At 64.5% G+C, this 20,033-nt stretch carries 24 protein-coding genes and 1 tRNA gene; 15 read left to right on the top strand and 10 right to left on the bottom strand.

What is annotated here, in order from left to right; all coding sequences use genetic code 11:
* Positions 1-3 precede the first annotated feature (3 nt).
* On the top strand, positions 4-1,452 hold the full coding sequence (locus AB4Y63_RS08355; RefSeq protein WP_441790593.1) for an FAD-dependent oxidoreductase: 1,449 nt from the start codon (positions 4-6) through the stop codon (positions 1,450-1,452).
* Here AB4Y63_RS08355 and lipA read toward each other — a convergent pair.
* The 4 genes from lipA to AB4Y63_RS08335 form a co-directional block, all read right to left on the bottom strand.
* The gene (gene lipA, locus AB4Y63_RS08350) at positions 1,406-2,392 is read right to left on the bottom strand and encodes a lipoyl synthase (protein ID WP_441790592.1); all 987 of its coding nucleotides are present in this window, start codon (positions 2,390-2,392) and stop codon (positions 1,406-1,408) included. The two genes, AB4Y63_RS08355 and lipA, sit on opposite strands and share 47 nt — an antisense overlap.
* Positions 2,389-3,114, bottom strand: a complete 726-nt coding sequence (gene lipB, locus AB4Y63_RS08345; RefSeq protein ID WP_441790591.1) for a lipoyl(octanoyl) transferase LipB — start codon at positions 3,112-3,114, stop codon at positions 2,389-2,391. The genes lipA and lipB overlap by 4 nt, the downstream gene beginning before the upstream one ends.
* A 28-nt stretch (positions 3,115-3,142) precedes the next feature.
* Positions 3,143-3,913, bottom strand: coding sequence for a hypothetical protein (locus AB4Y63_RS08340; protein ID WP_441790590.1), 771 nt, complete (start codon positions 3,911-3,913; stop codon positions 3,143-3,145).
* A gap of 74 nt (positions 3,914-3,987) precedes the next feature.
* Positions 3,988-4,251 (bottom strand): hypothetical protein, encoded by a 264-nt coding sequence (locus AB4Y63_RS08335; protein ID WP_441790589.1) that lies wholly within the window; start codon positions 4,249-4,251, stop codon positions 3,988-3,990.
* A 133-nt stretch (positions 4,252-4,384) separates the two neighbouring features.
* Between AB4Y63_RS08335 and AB4Y63_RS08330 the strand changes: the two genes are divergently transcribed.
* From AB4Y63_RS08330 to AB4Y63_RS08300, 7 genes are all read left to right on the top strand, one after another.
* Positions 4,385-4,972: a helix-turn-helix domain-containing protein gene (locus tag AB4Y63_RS08330; protein WP_441790588.1), complete on the top strand. Its 588-nt coding sequence runs from the start codon at positions 4,385-4,387 to the stop codon at positions 4,970-4,972.
* 75 nt (positions 4,973-5,047) lie between these two features.
* Positions 5,048-6,208 (top strand): GyrI-like domain-containing protein, encoded by a 1,161-nt coding sequence (locus tag AB4Y63_RS08325; RefSeq protein WP_441790587.1) that lies wholly within the window; start codon positions 5,048-5,050, stop codon positions 6,206-6,208.
* Between the two features lie 93 nt (positions 6,209-6,301).
* Entirely contained in the window at positions 6,302-6,799 is a 498-nt protein-coding gene (locus AB4Y63_RS08320) for a DUF6328 family protein (RefSeq protein WP_441790586.1), read from the top strand.
* A gap of 149 nt (positions 6,800-6,948) precedes the next feature.
* Positions 6,949-7,248, top strand: a complete 300-nt coding sequence (locus AB4Y63_RS08315; protein ID WP_441790585.1) for a hypothetical protein — start codon at positions 6,949-6,951, stop codon at positions 7,246-7,248.
* A 93-nt stretch (positions 7,249-7,341) separates the two neighbouring features.
* Entirely contained in the window at positions 7,342-7,695 is a 354-nt protein-coding gene (gene cmtR / locus AB4Y63_RS08310) for a Cd(II)/Pb(II)-sensing metalloregulatory transcriptional regulator CmtR (protein WP_441790584.1), read from the top strand.
* Positions 7,692-8,375: a cation diffusion facilitator family transporter gene (locus tag AB4Y63_RS08305; RefSeq protein ID WP_441790583.1), complete on the top strand. Its 684-nt coding sequence runs from the start codon at positions 7,692-7,694 to the stop codon at positions 8,373-8,375. The genes cmtR and AB4Y63_RS08305 overlap by 4 nt, the downstream gene beginning before the upstream one ends.
* A gap of 29 nt (positions 8,376-8,404) precedes the next feature.
* Entirely contained in the window at positions 8,405-9,196 is a 792-nt protein-coding gene (locus AB4Y63_RS08300; protein WP_441790582.1) for an aminoglycoside phosphotransferase family protein, read from the top strand.
* An 11-nt stretch (positions 9,197-9,207) separates the two neighbouring features.
* Here AB4Y63_RS08300 and AB4Y63_RS08295 read toward each other — a convergent pair whose 3' ends face one another.
* Positions 9,208-9,585 (bottom strand): thioredoxin family protein, encoded by a 378-nt coding sequence (locus tag AB4Y63_RS08295; RefSeq protein ID WP_441790581.1) that lies wholly within the window; start codon positions 9,583-9,585, stop codon positions 9,208-9,210.
* 47 nt (positions 9,586-9,632) lie between these two features.
* Between AB4Y63_RS08295 and pip the strand changes: the two genes are divergently transcribed.
* Positions 9,633-10,592: a prolyl aminopeptidase gene (gene pip, locus AB4Y63_RS08290; RefSeq protein ID WP_441790580.1), complete on the top strand. Its 960-nt coding sequence runs from the start codon at positions 9,633-9,635 to the stop codon at positions 10,590-10,592.
* A gap of 177 nt (positions 10,593-10,769) precedes the next feature.
* Here pip and AB4Y63_RS08285 read toward each other — a convergent pair whose 3' ends face one another.
* Positions 10,770-11,555: an SDR family NAD(P)-dependent oxidoreductase gene (locus AB4Y63_RS08285; RefSeq protein WP_441790579.1), complete on the bottom strand. Its 786-nt coding sequence runs from the start codon at positions 11,553-11,555 to the stop codon at positions 10,770-10,772.
* Between the two features lie 113 nt (positions 11,556-11,668).
* Between AB4Y63_RS08285 and AB4Y63_RS08280 the strand changes: the two genes are divergently transcribed.
* Entirely contained in the window at positions 11,669-12,310 is a 642-nt protein-coding gene (locus AB4Y63_RS08280; protein WP_441790578.1) for a TetR/AcrR family transcriptional regulator, read from the top strand.
* 61 nt (positions 12,311-12,371) lie between these two features.
* Here the strand turns inward: AB4Y63_RS08280 and AB4Y63_RS08275 are convergent, their stop codons facing one another.
* Together AB4Y63_RS08275 and AB4Y63_RS08270 are read right to left on the bottom strand one after the other, a co-directional pair.
* On the bottom strand, positions 12,372-13,031 hold the full coding sequence (locus tag AB4Y63_RS08275) for a hypothetical protein (protein ID WP_441790577.1): 660 nt from the start codon (positions 13,029-13,031) through the stop codon (positions 12,372-12,374).
* A 121-nt stretch (positions 13,032-13,152) separates the two neighbouring features.
* Entirely contained in the window at positions 13,153-14,031 is an 879-nt protein-coding gene (locus tag AB4Y63_RS08270; protein WP_441790576.1) for an EamA family transporter, read from the bottom strand.
* Between the two features lie 385 nt (positions 14,032-14,416).
* Here AB4Y63_RS08270 and AB4Y63_RS08265 point away from each other — a divergent pair, with 385 nt between their 5' ends.
* Positions 14,417-15,640, top strand: a complete 1,224-nt coding sequence (locus tag AB4Y63_RS08265; RefSeq protein WP_441790575.1) for a calcium:proton antiporter — start codon at positions 14,417-14,419, stop codon at positions 15,638-15,640.
* Positions 15,641-15,690: 50 nt separating this feature from the next.
* Entirely contained in the window at positions 15,691-16,596 is a 906-nt protein-coding gene (locus tag AB4Y63_RS08260) for an alpha/beta fold hydrolase (RefSeq protein WP_441790574.1), read from the top strand.
* 69 nt (positions 16,597-16,665) lie between these two features.
* Here the strand turns inward: AB4Y63_RS08260 and AB4Y63_RS08255 are convergent, their stop codons facing one another.
* Entirely contained in the window at positions 16,666-17,028 is a 363-nt protein-coding gene (locus tag AB4Y63_RS08255) for an ArsR/SmtB family transcription factor (RefSeq protein WP_441790573.1), read from the bottom strand.
* Between the two features lie 148 nt (positions 17,029-17,176).
* Between AB4Y63_RS08255 and AB4Y63_RS08250 the strand changes: the two genes are divergently transcribed.
* On the top strand, positions 17,177-18,421 hold the full coding sequence (locus AB4Y63_RS08250; protein WP_441790572.1) for an MFS transporter: 1,245 nt from the start codon (positions 17,177-17,179) through the stop codon (positions 18,419-18,421).
* 54 nt (positions 18,422-18,475) lie between these two features.
* Here the strand turns inward: AB4Y63_RS08250 and AB4Y63_RS08245 are convergent.
* Positions 18,476-18,546 (bottom strand) — tRNA-Gly (locus AB4Y63_RS08245).
* A gap of 71 nt (positions 18,547-18,617) precedes the next feature.
* Between AB4Y63_RS08245 and dcd the strand changes: the two genes are divergently transcribed.
* Positions 18,618-19,232, top strand: coding sequence for a dCTP deaminase (gene dcd / locus AB4Y63_RS08240; protein WP_441790571.1), 615 nt, complete (start codon positions 18,618-18,620; stop codon positions 19,230-19,232).
* 194 nt (positions 19,233-19,426) lie between these two features.
* Complete coding sequence (locus tag AB4Y63_RS08235) at positions 19,427-19,951, top strand: hypothetical protein (RefSeq protein ID WP_441790570.1); 525 nt, start codon at positions 19,427-19,429, stop codon at positions 19,949-19,951.
* Positions 19,952-20,033: the final 82 nt, after the last annotated feature.

The raw sequence follows: 20,033 nt of genomic DNA, 5'->3' as shown, positions 1-20,033 counted from the left end.
TGCATGACTATCGCCGAACTTTCCCTCGCGACTGCCCCGGCCCCGGGGCGGGGCTCGTTCGACCGCCTCGCCGGCCTGCCCGTTGCTGTCATCGGCGCCGGCCCGGTCGGATTGGCCGCCGCAGCGCAACTGCTCGAACGCGGGCTCGACGTGGTCGTGTTCGAATCCGGTGCCGCGGCCGGATCCGCCGTGCAGTCCTGGGGTCACACCCGCCTGTTCTCCCCGTGGGACGTGCTCGTCGACGAGGCTGCCGCGCGGCTGCTCGACAAGGCCGGCTGGGAAGCCCCGGCGGCCAAACGACTGCCGTATGGGCGCGATCTGGTCACCGACTATCTCGTTCCCCTTTCGGAGACCCCGGAACTCGCCGCGCGCATCCGTTACGACAGCCGAGTGACGGCCGTCTCCCGACAGGGCATGGACCGCACCCGCTCGAACAACCGCGGCTCGGTGCCATTTCTGCTGCGGGTGCAGTCCTCGACCGGCACCACGGAGCAGCTCGCCCGCGCGGTCATTGATGCCTCCGGCACGTACTCGACTCCGAACGGCCTGCTCTCGAGCGGTCTGCAGCCGTCCGCGGTCGCCGATATCTCCGGGAATGTGGCGCACGCCCTCCCCGACGTTCTCGGCGCCGACCGTGCCCGGTTCGCCGGCAAGCACACCCTCGTGGTTGGGGCCGGTCACTCCGCGGCGAACACTCTGCTCAAGCTGGCGCAGCTCGCCGACGCAGCGCCCGGAACCACCATCACCTGGGCCGTGCGCTCAGTGAGCCCGGTGCGCGTCTTCGGCTCGGCGAACGATGAACTCGCCGCGCGTGGACAGCTCGGCAGTGCGGTGCACGACCTGGTTCGCGCCGGAACAATTGCCCTGGTCGACCGGTTCGAAATCGACGACGTGCGGCCCGCTTCTGACGGGCGCGTCGAGGTCATCGGGCGTCGTCGCCGGGAGTTGGCTTCGATTGAAGCGGATGTCGTCGTGAACGCAACGGGGTTTCGTCCTGACCTCGACATCCTGCGCGAAATACGCCTGAGTCTGGATGAGATTGTCGAGGCGCCGACGCGGCTCGCGTCGCTCATCGACCCGAACCTGCACAGTTGTGGAACCGTCTACCCGCACGGTGTCGATGAGCTTGCCCATCCCGAACCGAACTTCTACATCGCCGGCATGAAGAGCTACGGTCGGGCGCCGACCTTCCTGCTCCTGACCGGGTATGAGCAGGTGCGTTCGATCGCCGACGAACTCGCCGGCAACACGGAAGCGGCGCGCATTGTGCAGCTCGTTCTCCCCGAGACGGGTGTGTGTTCGACGGCGCTGCCGCTGAGCAATGGAACGCTTCCGGTCGAGGCCGCGACTTCTGCTGCAGCTATCGGAGGCTGCCCCCCCCCCCCCGACCAGGGTGCCCTAGAGGCTAGACGGCCTGCGCGAAACCGAGCGAGGCATCCGCCAGTGACTTGAGATTCTCGGGAATATCCCGGCCCTTCGCCTGCATCGATTGCGCCCAGAGCCGGCCGGCCCGATACGACGACCGCACGAGCGGCCCGGCCAGCACCCCGAGGAAGCCAATCTCTTCGGCTTCGGCCTTGAGCTCAACGAACTCGTCGGGGCGCACCCACCGGTCCACCGGCAAGTGCCGGGGAGTGGGCCGCAGATACTGGGTGATCGTGATGATGTCGGTTCCCGCATCGTGCAGGTCCTGTAGCGCCTGGGTGATCTCGGCGCGTTCCTCGCCCATGCCGAGGATCAGGTTGGACTTGGTGATGAGCCCCGCACTGCGGGCCTGCGTGAGAACGTCGAGGGAGCGTTCGTAGCGGAAGGCCGGCCGGATGCGTTTGAACAGCCGCGGGACGGTCTCCACATTGTGCGCGAACACCTCGGGCCGGGAGGAGAACACCTCGGCGAGCAGATCCGGGTTGCCCGAGAAATCGGTGGCCAGGATCTCCACCCCGGTGCCCGGGCTCTGGGCGTGAATCTGCCGCACAGTTTCGGCATGCAGCCACGCGCCCTCGTCGGGCAGGTCGTCCCGGGCGACGCCCGTGACGGTCGAGTAGCGCAGATTCATTTTCACGACGGATTCGGCGACCCGGCGCGGTTCATCGGTGTCGTACTGCGCCGGTTTGCCCGTGTCGATCTGGCAGAAATCGCAGCGCCGGGTGCACTGGGCACCACCGATCAGAAACGTCGCTTCCCGGTCTTCCCAGCACTCGTAGATATTCGGGCAGGCCGCTTCCTGGCACACCGTGTGCAGGTCTTCGCTTTTCACCAGGTTGTGCAGCGCGCGATACTCGGGGCCCATCCGGGCCTTGGTTTTGATCCACTCGGGCTTGCGTTCGATCGGGGTTTCGGTGTTGCGGATCTCGAGGCGCAGCATCTTGCGCCCGTCGGGTGCGGCGCTCATGCGGAGACCTCGACGGGTGTGTTCTGGTTGGCGGTGTTCTCGACGGTCGCATTCGTGACGGCCGCGTTCTCGAGGTCTGTGCCAGTGGTGTGTGTGTTGTGGATCGCGGCGGCGAAGCGCGCCTGGATCAGCGGGACCACGTCGGCCGGGTCGACCGTGCGACCCAAGACCTGGCTGATTGAGGTGATGCCGGCATCGCGAATCCCACACGCGACGATGTGCTCATAGGCGTCGAAGCTATTCGAACAGTTCAGGGCGAACCCGTGCATCGTGACGCCGTCAGCGACACGGATGCCGATGGCCGCGATCTTCTCGTCACGGCCGTCCCGCGAAATCCACACTCCGGATCGTCCGCGGACTCGTTGCCCGTCGACGCCGAGTTCGGCGAGAACGTCGATCAGCAGGCCCTCGAGCCGCCGCACATAATCGACCACATCGATGGGGTCCGGCAGCCGCAGGATCGGGTAGCCGATCAGTTGGCCCGGGCCATGCCAGGTGATCTTTCCTCCGCGGTCGACGTCGATGACTTCGAGGCCATTCGTTGGCCGTTCGGAGTCATCCGTGCGTCTCCCGGCGGTATAAACCGACGGGTGCTCAAGGAAAATAACGGTATCGGGCGCCAGCCCAGAGACCACAGACGCATGTGTTTCACGCTGTAGTTCTAGGGCCTGAAGATACGGCACGGAGTTGGCGCTTAGCCCCGCGACGACATAGTCGACCATGCGTGAAGTCTACGGGGCGCGCACCCGGCTAGCTGTCGAAGCCGGCGATCCGCTTCATCGCAGCCACCCGAATCAAGTCGGCCGGGTCGGCGATCACTTGGTGGTTGAGGTAGAAACCCTCGAACCACGCGAGCACTTCAGATTCGGGTAAACCGACCGCCGTCCAGTCGATGCCCGGTTCGGCCGCGGATGCCGGGTGTCCGGTTCCGAGATCCAGCCACGCCTTCGCGATCGGCACATCCGCCGGTTCGTCGTTTGGAGACCAGAGCAGCGCGATCGGCTCATCGGGACCATCGAGGTGTTCGTGGTCGACCTGGCCGGCGCCAAGCCAGGGGAGCATGAGCAGGTCGCCCTCCACCTCGACCTCGACGATTTCAAGGGGAACCGGCTCGTAGTCGCGCGCGTAGACGGGCAATCCGATATCGCACCATTCCGCGGCTTCGTCGATGTTGTCGAGCAGTTCGGGAAGGATCGGCAGAACGTGGGCGATGTGAATCGTCGCCCAGGCGAGAAGAGCATCGGTGTCCTCGTCCGACCATGGGCTCGCATCCGCGTGTTCCCCGGCCGCGCCGTGGAAGTGGTGCTCAAGTCGGTCGTTACTGACCTCGAGGTGAAGCTGCCCGTCGGCGAACTCCAGGTAGAACGCGGCGATCTCGGCTCCGCCGTCTTCAAGCAACTCGACATCGAATTCAGGATGCACAAATCGTGCGGGAAGAGGCGGGCCGCCGACCGGGAGGGGTCCGAGGTCGAGCACAGCGCGGAACGTTTTCGCCGGGAGGCGCAGAGTGGGGTCGGTCACCACGTCGAGAATACTGCACATGACGCCGGAGCGCGTTGACCGACCACATTCACCGAGGTCCCGATGGGGGAGAGCTAGCGGCGAACCGTCTGGAGCTTTCCGTAGGCGCGCATCAACTGCGGTACCACCAGGTACACGGCGATCGGAACGACCACGACCGAGAGGACGAACGCGCGCAGCACCGGATTCCACTCGCCCGCAAACGGCGCGATGGCATAAAAGCCGAGCGACACGAGCGGGAAGATGGCGATCCACGTGATGACTGCCTTCGCATGGATCGACGGGGGACGGGTGGCAGTGGCGTTCATGGCGCCGGGCTGGGAGGTGGGCTGGGACATGAGGGTTCCTTACGGGGTGAGGGGCTTAATAGTTGAGAGTGGTGGCCACCACCTCTACAACGACGGTGCCACCACAAGCCAGAAATGTGGGACTTCTGTTGCTGAAACCGGGACGTCGTGTTTCGATGTTCTGATGAGTGCCACGCAACGCATCGCGACAGAGCTGAACCAGATCGCACCGCGGGTGCGTCGCATCCGTCAGAAGAAGAACTTGACTCTCGACGACCTCGCCAAGGCCACCGGGATCTCGAAGAGCACCCTGTCGCGACTCGAATCCGGGCAGAGAAAGCCGAGCCTGGAACTCCTGCTCCCGATCGTCGCGGCCTTAGCCGTGCCCCTGGATGAGATCGTCACCTCGCCGAAGATCGAAGACCCTCGGGTGCCGCTCAAGCCGACCCGAACCGACGGGCGGATCCTCACTCCGCTCTCCCAGCACCACGGCGAGCCGCAGGCCTACAAGATCACGATCCCCGCGTCAGAGCGCGAAGTCGACCTACGAACGCATACCGGCTACGAATGGATCTACGTTCTCTCCGGCCGGCTCCGCCTCGTGCTTGGCGAACATGACATCGTGCTCGGCGCGGGCGAAGCCGCAGAGTTCGACACACGGAATCCGCATTGGTTCGGATCGGCAGGTGCCGCTCCGGTGGAGATTCTGAGCATGTTCGGGAAGCAGGGACAACGCATCCACCTGCGCGCTCGGTCCAGCGCATCTAGCTGATCGGCGCCCCGGCTACGTGGCACACGTCTTCGCCGAATCATCGCGCGCGAATTATTCTAGCGCTAGAGTAATCGCATGTCCCCGACCCTGACCGACGCCGAGCTGACCATTCTCGGGCTCCTCTCCGAGAGTCCCCGACACGGGTATGAGCTCGAGAAGGTGATTGACGAGCGCGGTGTGCGCAACTGGACCGCGCTCGGTTTCTCTTCGATTTACTATCTGCTCGACAAGCTCGCCAAGCGGGGACTGATCGAAGCGGTGGGGCCGGTCGGGTCGGGAAAATCACGAACGACATTTCGACTGACGGTGGCGGGCCACGAGCTCTACGTCGTCGCCTCGCTCGATGCCCTCGCCACGCTGGATCCGCTGCGTGCTCGAGTGCTCGTGGCGATAGCCAACACCGCGGGCCTTCCCTCCGACGAGGTGGCAACCCGTCTGCGGGACCGGGCAGACGCGTTGCGAGCACAACTTGCCGAGGTGCAAGCAGCTCGAAGCCGGCAGCAACCGCTGCCTGCGGCGGCATCCGCGATCTTCGACTACAGCGAGACCATGCTGCTGGCTGACGCGGAGTGGACCACCCGCACCCTGGCAACGATCGAGAGGGAGATGACTATGGAAAAGTACGACGTCAAGGCGGCCAGGAAAGAGCTCTTCTCGCCGCCGTCGAAGAACTTCACTATCGTCGAGGTTCCGAGAACTCAATATCTCTCGATCGACGGGCACGGCGACCCCAACACCGCACCGGCCTATGCCGCGGCGCTCGAAGCGCTCTACGGCACCGCGTACACGCTGAAGTTCGAGAGCAAGAAGTCACTGAACCGGGACTTCGTCGTCGCACCGCTGGAAGGCCTGTGGCGAGCAGACGACATGGAGGTGTTCGTGACGCGTGACAAGAGTTCGTGGGACTGGACCATGATGATCAGCCAGCCCGATTGGATCACCGAGGAGATGGTCGCTGCGGCGATCACCGCCCTGAGCGCGAAGAAGAACCTCCCGGCGCTGGAGCTGATCTCGCTGATCACCCTTGAGGAAGGGATGTCGGTGCAGATTCTGCACATCGGCCCGTACGACGATGAAGCGCCGACCCTCGACCGGCTGCACCACGAGTACATCCCCGAGAACGGCCTCGCCTTCAACGGCGACCATCACGAGATCTACCTCAGCGATGCGCGGCGCACGGATCCGGCCAAGCTCAAGACCATCCTGAGGCAACCCGTTCGGCCGCGCGCCCACTGATCGCCCTCCGAGATTCCACCGACGCGGATGCAGGCCTAGGCTGGCGGCGAACTGACTTACGCGATCCGACCCGACCGATCGGGAGGTGGCCTGATGACCGACCCGGCGCATCCTGCACCAGCCGGTGATGGACGTGACGAGTCAGCGAACGAGCGGTTCGACCGCAACTGGGAGGAGATCCTCCAGGAGCTGCGGGTGACACAAACAGGAACCCAGATCATCAGTGGCTTTCTTCTGGCGATCGCCTTTCAGCAGCGTTTCAGTCAACTGAATGACCGTCAGGTCACGATGTATCTGGTCCTCGTCATACTCGCTGCGTCGGCGACCGCCCTCGGTCTGGCGCCGGTGAGCCTGCACCGTACCCTCTTTCAACGTCACCAGAAGGAGCGCGTCGTCGTGATCGGCGACCGACTCCTGCGGGTGACGCTTCTGCTGGTGGCTCTGCTCACTGGCGGCGTCGTGATGTTCATCTTCGACGTGGTGACCAGCCTCCTCGCCGGGATCATCGTGGGCACGGTGATCTTCGCGCTGCTCATCTTTGTGCTTGTGGTGCTTCCTCGGTCTGCCCGTCATCGCACCCCGAGTCAGTAGGCGCCGCAGCCCCATCTGGTCCTCCGTGTCTCGACACGTCACCCTCGTGAGATCTGGATTGCGCGCGTACCGTGTGAGGAACGAAGCGGTCCTCGCGATCCGGTTGCTGGGTCGCGGCTCGCGCACTGAACCACCGAAGAGGAGACATGATGAGTTCAACGGACGACAGCCAGCTTGATTCGGTCGCGGACGCGGCCGCCGGAATTCTCCGTGATACCGGGAAAAAGGCGTCGAACATCGCCGACGATGTCTCATCGGCGGTGGGGTACGCCACGTCGCGGGTCACCGAGGCGGCTTCCGAGGCGCGGTCACAAGCTCAGCACTCCCTGGACGAGTCCAAGGGATTCGTTCACCGTCAGCTCCTCGAACGGCCTGGTGCCGTCTTGGCTTGCGTTGCTCTCGTCGCCTTTGTGCTGGGCATGTCAATGGGCCGCAAGTCGACGCGATGAAGTCGCCGGGTTTTCCGGCTGAATAATCCGACCTCGGCTCCGCTCGGCTCCGCGTGCGTTGGCACAGTACAGCGTGGGCTGTATTGTTCTCGTATGCTCACAGTCGCTTCCCGCCTCGACGTCATGAACCGGCTGGGCCGGGCGATGGCCGACCCCACGCGGTCCCGCATCCTGATGGTGCTCGTGGACGGCTCCACCTACCCGGCTGCGTTGGCGGAGACGCTGGGCCTCACGCGCCAGAACGTCTCCAATCACCTGACATGCCTGCGCGACTGCGGAATCGTCGTCGCTGAACCGGAGGGTCGGCAGACCCGCTACTCCATCGCCGACCCCCACCTCAGCAATGCCCTGACCGCATTGTTGGATGTCGTGCTCGCCGTTGACGAATCGGCGCCCTGCCAAGATGCAGCGTGCCCGGTGCCCGGATGCTGCGAGGAGACTCGATGACGGTCGCCAGCCGCCCCGAGATGTCGCAAGCTCGCAAGGAACTGCTGCACCGGCGCATCCGATGGATTGTTGCGTTCACCATCGGCTACAACCTCATCGAGGCCGTCGTGTCGGTGGTGGCCGGCTCGATGGCGTCGTCGGCGGCGCTGATTGGATTCGGTCTTGACTCGCTTGTCGAGGTTCTCTCGGCGGCCGCTGTTGCCTGGCAATTCTCTCGAGCCGACCCGGAGAAGTATGAAAAGGGAACGCTGCGTGTCATCGCGTTCGCGTTCTTTGCTCTGGCAGCCTATGTGAGCGTCAGCGCGGTGTTGTCCCTGGCCGGGGCCATCGAGCCCCAGCACAGCACGCTCGGAATCATCATCACCGCGGTGAGCGTGGTCGTGATGCCGTTCCTCTCCTGGTTCGAGCGCCGCACTGGTCGCGAACTGGGCTCTGCGACGGCAATCGCTGATTCCAAGCAGACCCTGCTCTGCACGTATCTCTCTGCTGCGGTTCTGGTGGGGCTTGTTCTCAACTCGACGCTGGGGTGGAGTTGGGCTGACCCGATTGCGGCCTTGGTCATCGCGGTGTTTGCCATTCGGGAGGGAATCGAAGCCTGGAAGGGTGACACCTGCGCCACCCCGGTCGGCATGCTTCTCGAGGATGGCGAGCACGTCGAGGCGTCTCACCACGGCGAGTGATGCCAATGAATCACGAGGAGAGACCACAAGTGCGCGCGGGGGAGTCCGACGAAATCGAACTCCCCGGTGGCGGAACGACGACAGTCGTGAAGGTGGGTGACACCGTGCGCCGGCCGACCCGGGAGTGGACTCCAGCTGTACACCTTCTTCTGACGCATGTGGCCGAGCACGGGTTCCGCGGTGCTCCGCGTGTGCTCGGCACGGATGGCAGTGGGCGCGAGATGCTCGAATTTGTTCCCGGCGAAGTCGGAAACTACCCGCTCTCGGCATCCGTGCGCAGTGAAACTGCGCTGGTCACGGCCGCACGCCTGCTTCGCGAGTTCCATGACGCCACCGTCGACCGCGCGGAAACCGGTCTCGCCGGACTTCAGCACGACCCCCTCGAGCCGGTCGAGGTGGTCTGTCACGGCGATTTCGCGCCCTACAACGTGGTCTTCCGCGCTGCCTCGGCGGTCGCGATGATCGACTTCGATCATGCCCGGCTCGGGCCACGCGCCTGGGACCTGGCATACGCGCTGTATCGGTTCGCCCCGATGTCGCTTTCATTCGGCGCAACCGACGACTTCTCTGACAGCCGAGTGCAGGCACGTCGTGCGCGAGCCTTCCTCGACGCCTATGGTTGCGATCGTGAGTCTCGCCGTGAGGCGATCGGGATGGTGGCGCCTCGTCTCGACGCGCTCGCTTCGCTGATGCGTGCGTCGGCGGCGGCAGGCGACGAGAACTTCGCTCGTCATATCGATGACGGCCATCTCGACATCTATCTCGGCGACATCGACTACATCGAAAGCCATGAGGCGATCTGGCAGAGCGTCATCGACTGACTCCCGGGCGGTCAGTGGCGGGCGGATGCCGCGGCATCCGGCTGAGGGGCAGAGGCCTCGTAGGTGAGACTTTCGGCGGCGCGTGACTTCTCGCGGAGCACGGCAACGAGCTGCTCGGTCGTCGGCAGGCCATCGAAACCGTCTCCGGCCGGGTAAATGCGGCAGGCCAAGTCCGAGGTGCGATCCGCGCCGGGGAAGGCATCGACTCCGTTGACCAGCACGGTCGGCGAGCCTGCGAAGAGGGTGGCGGCGGCGTCTTCGCTCGTGCGCAGCAGCGTGGTGACGATCTCGGCATCCGTCACACCGGCGGCCTCGACCGCACGGCGCACGCGCACCTGCACCTCGTCGGAGTTGGGGCAGTCGTCGATGTGCAGGATTTCGATCTTCATGGATCTATTGTTGTCTGGCGCAATGCAGCGCCGCTGAAAGGAATCGCGTGGAGACCTATCCTCCGATCGAACCGTATGAAACGGGAATGATGGATGTCGGCGACGGCCACCAGATCTATTGGGAGACGAGCGGAAACCCGCAGGGCACCCCGGTGCTGATGCTCCACGGTGGGCCGGGGTCGGGCACGACGCCCGGAGGTCGGCGCAACTGGGACCCTGAGCGGTACCTGATCGTGCAGATGGATCAGCGCAACTGTGGGCGAAGCACTCCGCTGGCGAGTGACCCGCGAGTCAGTCTCGCCACCAACACCACACACCACTTGCTCGCTGACATTGAACAACTGCGCGAACTTCTCGGAGTCGATCGCTGGGTTGTCTGGGGTGGATCGTGGGGTTGCACCCTGGCGCTCGCCTACGCCGAAACCCATCCCGAGCGCGTGCGTGCTCTCGTGCTCGTTGCCGTGACGATGACGCGCAGAAGTGATGTGCACTGGCTCTATCACGAGACGGGGCGCTATCTCCCGGAGCAATGGGCCCGCTTTCGGGGTGGCGTCCCCACGCCCGAACAGGACGGCGATCTGGTCGCGGCTTACAACCGCCTGCTCAATGAATCCGACGACCACGACGCCCAGCGGGAGGCGGCACGGCGCTGGTGCGACTGGGAGGATGCAGCGGTCTCGTTGGAGCCAGGGTGGGCGCCGAGTCCTCGGTACGCGGATGCCGGTTTCCGCCTGCAGTTCGCGAGGATCGTCGCTCACTACTTTCACCACGGCGCCTGGTTGGAGGAAGGTCAGATTCTTCGCGACGCATCTCGCCTCGCCGGAATCCCCGGCGTGATGCTGCACGGGCAGCTCGACATCGGGAGCCCGGTTGACGTTCCCTGGGCGTTGGCTCAAGCCTGGCCCCACGCCGAACTGCATGTTATTGCTGAATCGGGCCACCGCGGAAATCAGCGAATGACCGAAATGATTCTCGAGGCGGGACGACGATTCGCCGACACGCCGTAGTCAGACCGAGCGCGAACGAGGTCGCGACCCGAGGCATCCGCTCTCGCAGACGACCGGTTCGCGCCACCTCGGGGCATCGTGAGTAGTCCCGGCGCGGTGTATCCCGGTGGGCGCGGGGTAGAGCGCGCGCCCACCGGGAAACACCGCGCCAGGCCAGAGTGGCGGGCGCTCGCCGAACTAGAAGTGCGTGCCGCCGTCGATGCGCACCTCGGTGCCGGTGACGAACGCGCCATCGTCGCTCGCGAGCATCGCGACGACGCCGGCGACCGCCTCGGGGCCGGCGAAGCCCTGCTTGATGGCCGGGGCGAGCTTCATGAACAGGCTGAAGTCGGCGTCTTCGGGCAGGCCGGGGCCCTGGCTCTGCTTGCTCTCGCCGCTGCCGTCGGTCATGCCAGACGAGATCGAGCCGGGCTGCACGGAGTTGAAACGGATGCCCTGCTTGGCGTATTCGGCGGCGAGAGCGTGCGTCATCGACTGCACGCCGCCCTTGCTGGCTGCATAGGCCGCCATGTAGGGGTGCGCGAACGCGGCCGAGGTGGAGCTGAAGTTGACGACGGCCGAGCCATTGCCCTCGAGCAGTGCCGGGATCGCCTCACGGATCATCAGGAAGGTGCCGACGAGGTTCACGTTGATGACCTGCTGGAACGCCTCGAGGGTCGTCGAGTGGGTGTGCGACGAGCGCAGGATGCCGGCGGCGTTCACGAGCACGTCGAGTCCGCCGAGCGCCTCGACCGCGGTCGCAACGGCGGAGCGAACGGATGCCTCGTCGGCGATATTGACGACGATGGTCGTGAGGCGTTCGGCAGCGTCGCCGGCCTTGGCGACGGTGTCGGCGAGACCCGCCTCGCTGACGTCGGCCGCGACGACGTTGCCGCCCTCGGAAAGCATGCGGAGCACGGTGGCCTGGCCAATGCCAGAGCCTCCGCCGGTGACGATAGCGCGGCGTCCGGTGTAACGGTTCATGTCGTGTGACCTTTCATTCGGGGAGGAGTTGCGCTACACGTTACGCCGATGTGGCACGATGTGCCACCTGTGCAGGGTATGCACAGGTGGCGCGAGCAGCGTACGCTCCTGACATGGACTCCACACCCCCGAGCCTCACGGAGCGCCGCAAGGCGGCGACCCAGCTCGAGATTGCACGTGCCGCCGCGCGACTGTTCGCCGACCGGGGCGCCGCCGCGGTGACGGCGGAGGAAATCGCCCAGCAGGCGGGGGTTGCCGTGCGCACGTTCTACCGGTACTTCCGCACCAAGGAAGACGCCGTGGCTCCGCTGCTCACGGTGGGCGCCGGTCACTGGCGAGCACTTCTCGCCGCCTCGGCCCCGCAGGAGGAGCCGCTGGAAGCCCTCGAACGCACCATCGTGGAGGTGCTCACCCCGCGAAGCGACGCCGACCTCGAGAGTCTGCGCTGGACACTCGGCTTGCTCCGTGCCGCCGACGATGACCCCGACCTCCAGTTCGTCTGGTACCGCGTCAACGGCGAATCCGAGGTGCAGCTGCGCGAGGTGGTCGCGACGCTCGCCGGCCCCGCTGCCGATCCGTTTGCCGTGCGTCTCATCGCGTCGGCAGCCACGGATGCGCTGCGTGTCGCACTCGAGGCCAGCGCTGCGGCCGAAGACCCGATGTCAGACCCCGGGATGCCGGCCGCGCTCGCGATCCGTGCGCTGCGCCAGCTCACCCACGGGGTGCAGTTGTATCCGGTCGACGCGCGCATCTAAGCACGCAGCGGGTAAAACGATTTGACTTGGTCCGCCGCGGATCAAGCATGCGGTTGACGATCTAGCCGATCTTCCGCCACGCCCCACAGTCGTGTGATGTGAAATCCTGACCGCCATTGACTGTCACCCGAATCACACCTTGAGCGCCCAGGTCATTGTCAACGATGTCGGAACCGTTGGTCCCCGATTTGAGGATGCTCCAGTAGCAACGGCTGCTTGTCGAGCTAGTTTCGTACGTGCCCGGTTGCATGGTGGCGCCAGTGATGTACGAGTAGCCATCTTTCAGCGTGGATTCCTCGATGTGCTTCTCAGCGGAGACAAGTGCGTCCTCGCGGGTTTTCAGCGCTGCCTCCTTCGTCGATAGCTCGATTTCCTTCTTGGCGACATCGCTGGCAGCGTCTTGGTACGAGTCTCGGGACTCCGTCACCGTCTCTAGGTCGCTGGTCAGGCTGTCATTCTCGCCTGACAATTCCGTGTTGGCCGATTGCGCAGCGTTTAGCTCGAGAGCGGTGTTTGAGGCGACACTCGCGGCGACGCCGAATGCAACCCATCCGAATACAGCAATGGCGGACACGACGATCAGCGCGATGCTCCGCTTCGAGCGCTTCCGCCTCTGCGCCTTGCTACTAGGAAGCGAGGCTGTGTCGGCTGCAATCTCATCCGCGGACGCTCTGTCTCCAGATGGAGTTTGGGTCTCGTCAATTGAGGCATTGGTGCTCATCGGGTTCGGGTCCTTCCGGGTCGCCAAACTCTAGCGAGAGTACGTCAGCGGTAGTAGGTCCCAGTACAGGTGGCAGGGCCCAAAGGATCTCTGGCTGCCGACCTAGTGCTGGCTGGAACACTTAGAACGCCAGCATGAGCACGCCGCCCACCACCACGACCGAAGCCACCACGCGCCGCACCGCCGAATCCTCGCGCAGAACCAGCACGCCGAAGAGCGATACGAGCACCACACTGACCTCGCGGATCGGAGCCACCAGGGCCACCGGCGCCAGCGTCACGGCCGTCAGAATGAGCAAGTACGACAGCGGGGAAAGCACCCCGAAGGCCAGGATGCGCGGCCAATGGGAGCGGCAGACATCGACCATCTCGTGCCTACGGCGAAGCATCGATGGGGCGTAGAGCACGAGCTCCACGAGAGTGCACCCGACCATGAAAGCGACCGGCGACAAGCCCCAGGTTCGCAGAGCATGCGTGTCCCAAATTGTGTAGGTCGCAATGGAGACCCCGGTCAACACTCCGAAGACGATGCTCAGATCGAGCCCCCGTCGCGCACCCGGTGCAGGTTTTGTTCGGCCGATCAGGCCCGTGAAGACCACCCCGACGACAATGACAGCGATGCCGATTCCGGCGACCAGGCCGATGTGCTCTCCCAGCAGCACCACGGCGAGAAACGAGCTCAATGCCGGTCCGGTCCCGCGGGCAGTCGCGTAGACCGTCGACAACCGGCCGCGCGCGTAGCCCTGCTGGAGCACCAGCATGTACACCACGTGCAACACTCCCGAGACGCCCACCCCCAGGGCGAATCCGGTGAGCAGCTCAGGCCCGCCGTCTCCGAGACCACCGGTGAATGGAATGAGCGGCGCCCAGATCACCGTGCTCGCCAGAGCTCCCCACCAGAGGAATGGAATGCCGGTCCGGCTCACGCTGTGAGCAAGCACATTCCAGGCCGCATGGCAGACTGCGGCGGACAAGACGAGAAACAGAACGAAGGCTGACACGAAGGACCTTTCCTGCCGCGCGAAGGCGCGGCTCAGGGGTCCTCCAGGCTTCTATCCCTTGAGATGACGGTCGATCGATCGCGGTCGCCGTGGCGCCGCTCGAACCAGACAGACGGTGTCGTCCCGGAACCCTAGGCGCTATCGGGGGCGAGCGTAGCAGCAGCAAGTAAACGCTCGGTGCCACCCGCACCTGGCCGAGTCATCGCGGAATGCGGTGAACAGATTCAGGCGAAGAAGCGCCGGAGATAGCCAGATCCGGATGCTCGGCAAAGAATGTGACGTAGTTCAGGAGGTCTTGCACTTCGCGCATGTGCTGACCCGGGCATCCGCCGTTGACGCTGCCACGCTAGGCCCCCTAGATTGGGGCGGGAACCCGGGCAATGACATGACTACTCCTCCTCGCTCCCCGTCGGCCGATGAGCGCATCCCGGCCTCGCCTGGCGCTGCGGTATCCGCTGTGCTCCGTTCCCCGTCGGTGATCGTGCCGCTCGTGCTCGTGTGGGCCGTTGTCGGCGCATCCGTCGCCTTCGGCCCGACTCTGTTTGCTGCGCCAATCGCTCCAGTGGTCGCCGGCGGATCGTTCGTCGTGATCTTGGCGGCCATCGTCGTCGCGTCGTTTGGTGTGGTTCGCGAGGCCGAGCATCTCGCCCAGGCGCTCGGCGAGCCTTTCGGCACCCTTGTTCTGACGCTGTCGATCGTTCTCATCGAGGTGATCCTGATCTCGTCGGTGATGCTCGGCCCCGCCGCATCCCCGACGATCGGCCGCGATTCCTTGTTCGCCGTGATGATGATCATCTTGAACGGCGTCATGGGTGTCGCGCTCGTGGCCGGCGGGCTGAAGTATGGCCAGCAGGCCTACAACCGGCAGGGCACCTCCTCGTATCTGGCGATGATCGTCGTGCTCTCGCTTCTCTCACTCGTGCTTCCGAACTTCACCTCGTCGACGGCCGATGGCTCGCTGGTTCCGCTGCAGGCGATCGTGCTCTCGGTGCTGGCCGCTGCCCTCTACGCGTTCTTCCTCATCTTGCAGATGACGACACACCGAGACCTGTTCGTGCAGCCGGGGCTGGGAGATGCACCGCCAACGGGTACTCCGGCGCAGCGCTCGGCACACGCTCCCTCCGTGCCATCGACCGTAGCCTCGCGGGTCCGACGCGCGACGCTCCTCACGCATTCCGTGCTGCTGGTGATCTTCGTGCTGCCCATCGTGTTGCTTTCGCACGACCTCGCGATCGTGCTCGACGTCGGTATCGAGCTGCTGGATGCCCCGGCCGTGCTGAGCGGCGTGCTCATCGCAGCGATCGTCTTCACCCCGGAAGCCGCAACCGCCATCCGTGCGTCACTCGGCAATGAGACGCAGCGCACGATCAACCTCGGGCTCGGAGCCTTCGTGTCGACGGTCGGGCTCACAATCCCGGCCGTGCTCATCATCGGTCTCCTGACGGGCAAGGCGGTGGTGCTCGGTGAGTCGCCCGCGAACATGCTCCTCATCGTCACGACGCTCGTGCTGACGATCGTCACCTTCACCGCGCGCCGCACAACCAGCCTGCATGGTGCCGCGCACTTGGTGCTGTTCGGGATGTTCGTGCTGCTGATTTTTGCGCCGTAGGTGACGTTTGCGTTGCCGGGCACGCACAGAAATGAAGCTAGCGTTGCCCCATGGACTTCACGCGCAGGATGATCCGGAGCGGGCAGCTCGACGTGGCGATCGAGACGGCCGGGCCCGAAGACGGCTGGCCGGTTCTGCTCCTGCACGGATTCCCGTTCGACCCGCACTCGTACGAAGCGGTCGCCGACGAATTGGTTGGCGCGGGAGCACGGGTTTTTGCTCCCTATCTGAGGGGTTACGGCCCGACGCGGTTCATCTCGGAGTCAACGCTTCGATCGGGCCAGCAAGCAGCAATTGGCAGCGATGCCATCGACTTGATCGAGACTCTCGCCCTCGACAACCCCATCGTCGTGGGCTTCGACTGGGGCGGCCGGGCGGCGTGCATCGCGGCCGCGACCCGCCCAGAGCTGATCGGGGGGCTCGTCGCGGTCGGTGGTTACGAAATTCAGGACATCGAGCGATTCGCCGAGCCGGAACCGCCGCTGGAGGAGAGCCGCGGCTGGTACCAGTTCTATTTCCATGGGGAGCGAGGCCGTGCGGGCCTTGAAAAATACCGAGCGGAACTCGCCGCACAGTTGTGGCAGGAGTGGGCGCCGGGTCGCGAGTTCTCACCGACCGAGTTCGCACGTGCCGCGGTCGCGTTCGACAACCCCGACTTCGTCGAGGTCGTCATCCACTCGTACCGTCACCGCTTCGGACTCGTTGCCGGTGCCGAGATGTATGACGAGCTTGAGCTCGCGCTGGCCGGCCAACCGCAAATCGCTGTGCCGACGATCGTGCTCGATCCGACCGAAGACCCCATGGTGGAGCCCCAAAGCAGGGAAGCCCACGCCGAGCGGTTCACGCGACTCGTTGATCACCGCCTCGTCTCAAGCGGACACGACATGCCGCACGATGCGCCGCATGCAGTCGCTACCGCCGTGATGGATCTCCATGCGCTGCAGGCGAGGAGCTAGTTTGTGTAGCCAATCGCTTCGACCACACGGCGCGAAGCGCCAAGATCATTCCTGGGCTTGCTTGCCCGTCTAGTTCGAGTGATCGGCCGCGGAATGGTGCCGGGGTGTTCCACCGATCGAGTGCTCAGCCTGGAAGATGGCGTCGGTCACCAGCTTGGAGACGTGTTCATTTTCAAGCCGGTAGAACACCCGCGTGCCCTCCTGCCGAGTAGTGACAAAACGACCGAGCCGAAGCTTGGCGAGATGTTGCGAGACCGCCGCCGGTGACTTGTCCACGATGTCGGCCAGGCTATTCACCGACATCTCGCCGTCGCGAAGTGCGAGCACTATTCGCACACGAGTGGCATCGGCAAGCATTGCGAAGACCTCGACGGCGAGTTCGACGTACTGGCTATCGGGCTCACGGCCGCACACGGGCTTGTCTGCATCCATATGCAGATCCTTTCACGGAAGCAGGCGCGGGCGGCTAAACCCCGCAGTAGTGCGCAACGCCGCTTCGCTGGTCACATCCGCATGCATGCATATCTGCATGCCTGCGCAGATATATGATTACTGAATCATCAATCGTTTGGAGTCACGCGTGCTGTCCGTTCTGCGAAGCCCCGTCTACCGAAATCTGTTTACCGCGCAGGTTGTCGCGCTTCTGGGCACCGGGCTGCTGACCGTCGCGCTGGGCTTGCTGGCGTATGACCTTGCCGGCCCGAACGCCGGCGCGGTGCTGGGAACGGCGTTGACCATCAAGATGGTCGCGTATGTGGGGGTTGCCCCCGTCATCGCGGCGATCGTCGCGCGGCTTCCCAAGAAGGCGGTACTCGTCTCGGCCGACGTCATCCGTGCACTCGTGGCGTTGTCGCTACCGTTTCTCGGCGAAATCTGGCAGATCTATGTTCTGGTCTTCGTGTTGCAGGCAGCATCTGCCACGTTCACCCCGGCGTTCCAATCGCTCATCCCAACGGTTCTTCCCGATGAGAAGGACTACACGAAAGCGCTCTCACTCTCCCGTCTCGCCTATGACCTCGAGGCACTCGTTAGCCCCATCCTTGCCGCGATTCTGTTGACCGTGATCAGCTACAACAACCTCTTCCTCGGCACCATGATTGGCTTTCTCGCCTCGGCGACCCTGGTCCTCGCAACGACCCTGCCGAGGCAGATGCTCGTCGCCCAGCCGGGCAACCTCTGGCAGCGCACAACACTCGGCGTTCGAATTTTCGCGCGCACTCCCAGCCTGCGCTTTTTGATGCTGATGAATCTCACGGTCGGCGCCGCGACCGCGCTGGTACTCGTCAACAGCGTCGTCTACTCCCGTGACGTGTTCGGCCTGTCCAGCTCGAGCCTGGCGATGGCACTCGCGTGCTACGGAGCCGGATCGCTGCTTGTGGCGCTCAACGTGCCTCGACTACTCAGCCGGTTCGGTGACCGCACCGTCATGTTCTCCGGAGGAATGGTTTCCGCGAGTGGGTTGCTCCTCTCGATACCGATGACCATTGCAGCGAAAGAGTGGGACGGAGCCTGGTGGATGCTCCTGGCCGCGTGGTTCATTATCGGCGCCGGAACCTCCCTCATCAGCACACCGTCGTCACGCCTTCTCCTGCGCGCCTCCACCGATGACACGCGCGGCTCGATCTACACAGCGCAGTTTTCGCTCTCGCACGCCTGTTTCCTCGTCACCTATCCGCTTGCCGGCTGGGTCGGTTCCGTGAGCCTGACGGCCGCCGCAGGTCTTCTCTTTGTCATTGCGTTTGCCAGCGCGTTCGCGGCTCGCCGCTTCTGGCCCACGGGAGTCACGCCGACACGTTCATCCGCGATGGTCGGAGCTGCATCGTGACTGCCTCTGCTCAACGTGGCTGAGAACTCACAGACAGTGTGGGAAACGAAAGTGAGCGGATGACGGGAATCGAACCCGCGCTATCAGCTTGGGAAGCTGAAGTTCTACCATTGAACTACATCCGCGCGACCGGCTTCTGACGAACAGACACCGGAACGGTGCCAGCTTAGCAACCTCACGCCGATAGGCTGGCAACGTGCTTCTCTCCGACCGTGACATCAAGGCAGAACTTCAGGCAGAACGAATTGGCCTCGCGCCATACCAGCCGGAGATGATCCAGCCATCCAGCATCGACGTGCGCCTGGATCGCTTCTTCCGCCTGTTCGACAACCACAAATACCCCTTCATCGACCCGGCCGCCGACCAGCCAGACCTCACCCGTCTGATCGAGGCGGAGCCGAACGAGCCCTTCATCCTGCACCCGGGTGAGTTCGTGCTCGGGTCGACCTACGAGCAGGTCACACTGCCCGACGACATCGCGGCCCGCCTGGAGGGCAAGAGTTCGCTCGGCCGTCTCGGCCTGCTCACCCACTCGACCGCCGGCTTCATCGACCCCGGCTTCTCGGGTCACGTCACCCTTGAGCTCAGCAACGTCGCGACGCTGCCGATCAAGCTCTGGCCCGGCATGAAGATCGGCCAGATGTGCTTCTTCCGCCTGTCGTCGCAGGCCGAGAAGCCCTACGGCTCGCAGGAATACAGCTCCCGCTACCAGGGCCAGCGCGGACCGACCGCGTCGCGCTCATTCCTCAACTTCCACCGCACGGATGTCTCGGACGACCGCGGTCTCGCGCTGGAGCCGAGCGGCGAGTAGCAAGAACCGCAAGTCTGAGCATCCTGTTCACGCCGGGGCCACCGCTCGAAACATCACCGATCGTGCAGATTCTGCCGATCGGTGATGTTTTTGCGTTGTCGGGGTCGATTTGTGATGTTTTCGTGCGCACCTGGGGCTGTCACGGGAGGAAATCACGAAATACGGATGCAACATCCCCTGGGTAAAATTGGGTCATGACCTCCGCAACCGATCCCCGTTTCGCCGAGGCGCTCACCGCCAGTGGCCCGACCCCGGACTACCCGGGGCGGATGAGCAGGTTCGGCCAGCTTGTCGGTTCCTGGTCGGCGAAGGGCTCGCGGCTCGACGAAGCAACGGGTGAGTGGCACGAGCGCGACTTCACCTGGATCGCCGAGTTCATCCTCGACGGCCGTGCGGTGCAGGATGTCGAGGTCGTGCCGAGCGACACGCATCCGTCGGGCTTTGAAACCGTGGCCACCGCCGTGCGCGTCTACGACCCGCACGCCGGCGTCTGGCGAGTGAGCTATTTTGCGCCGACGATGGGGGAGTACTGCAACCTGATCGCCACGGCCTGGCGGCACGGAATCCGCCAGGACGGCATGCGCACCGACGGTCGCTCCATCCGCTGGAACTTCACCAACATCACCGAAGACAGCTACACCTGGGAGGGCTGGCTGTCTGACGACGAAGGTGTGACCTGGCACCTGATCGAGCGCAACGAGGGCACCCGGATTCACTAGTTCTCGGTGGTCGAGCTTGTCGAGACCTGGTGAGCCGTTCTCAGAACGCGGGCTTGCGTCTGAGGATTGGCGTGCGGGGTCT

Source organism: Leifsonia sp. YAF41, assembly GCF_052113185.1.
GTDB lineage: Bacteria > Actinomycetota > Actinomycetes > Actinomycetales > Microbacteriaceae > Cryobacterium.
This window is presented reverse-complemented; position numbering and strand designations above follow the sequence as displayed.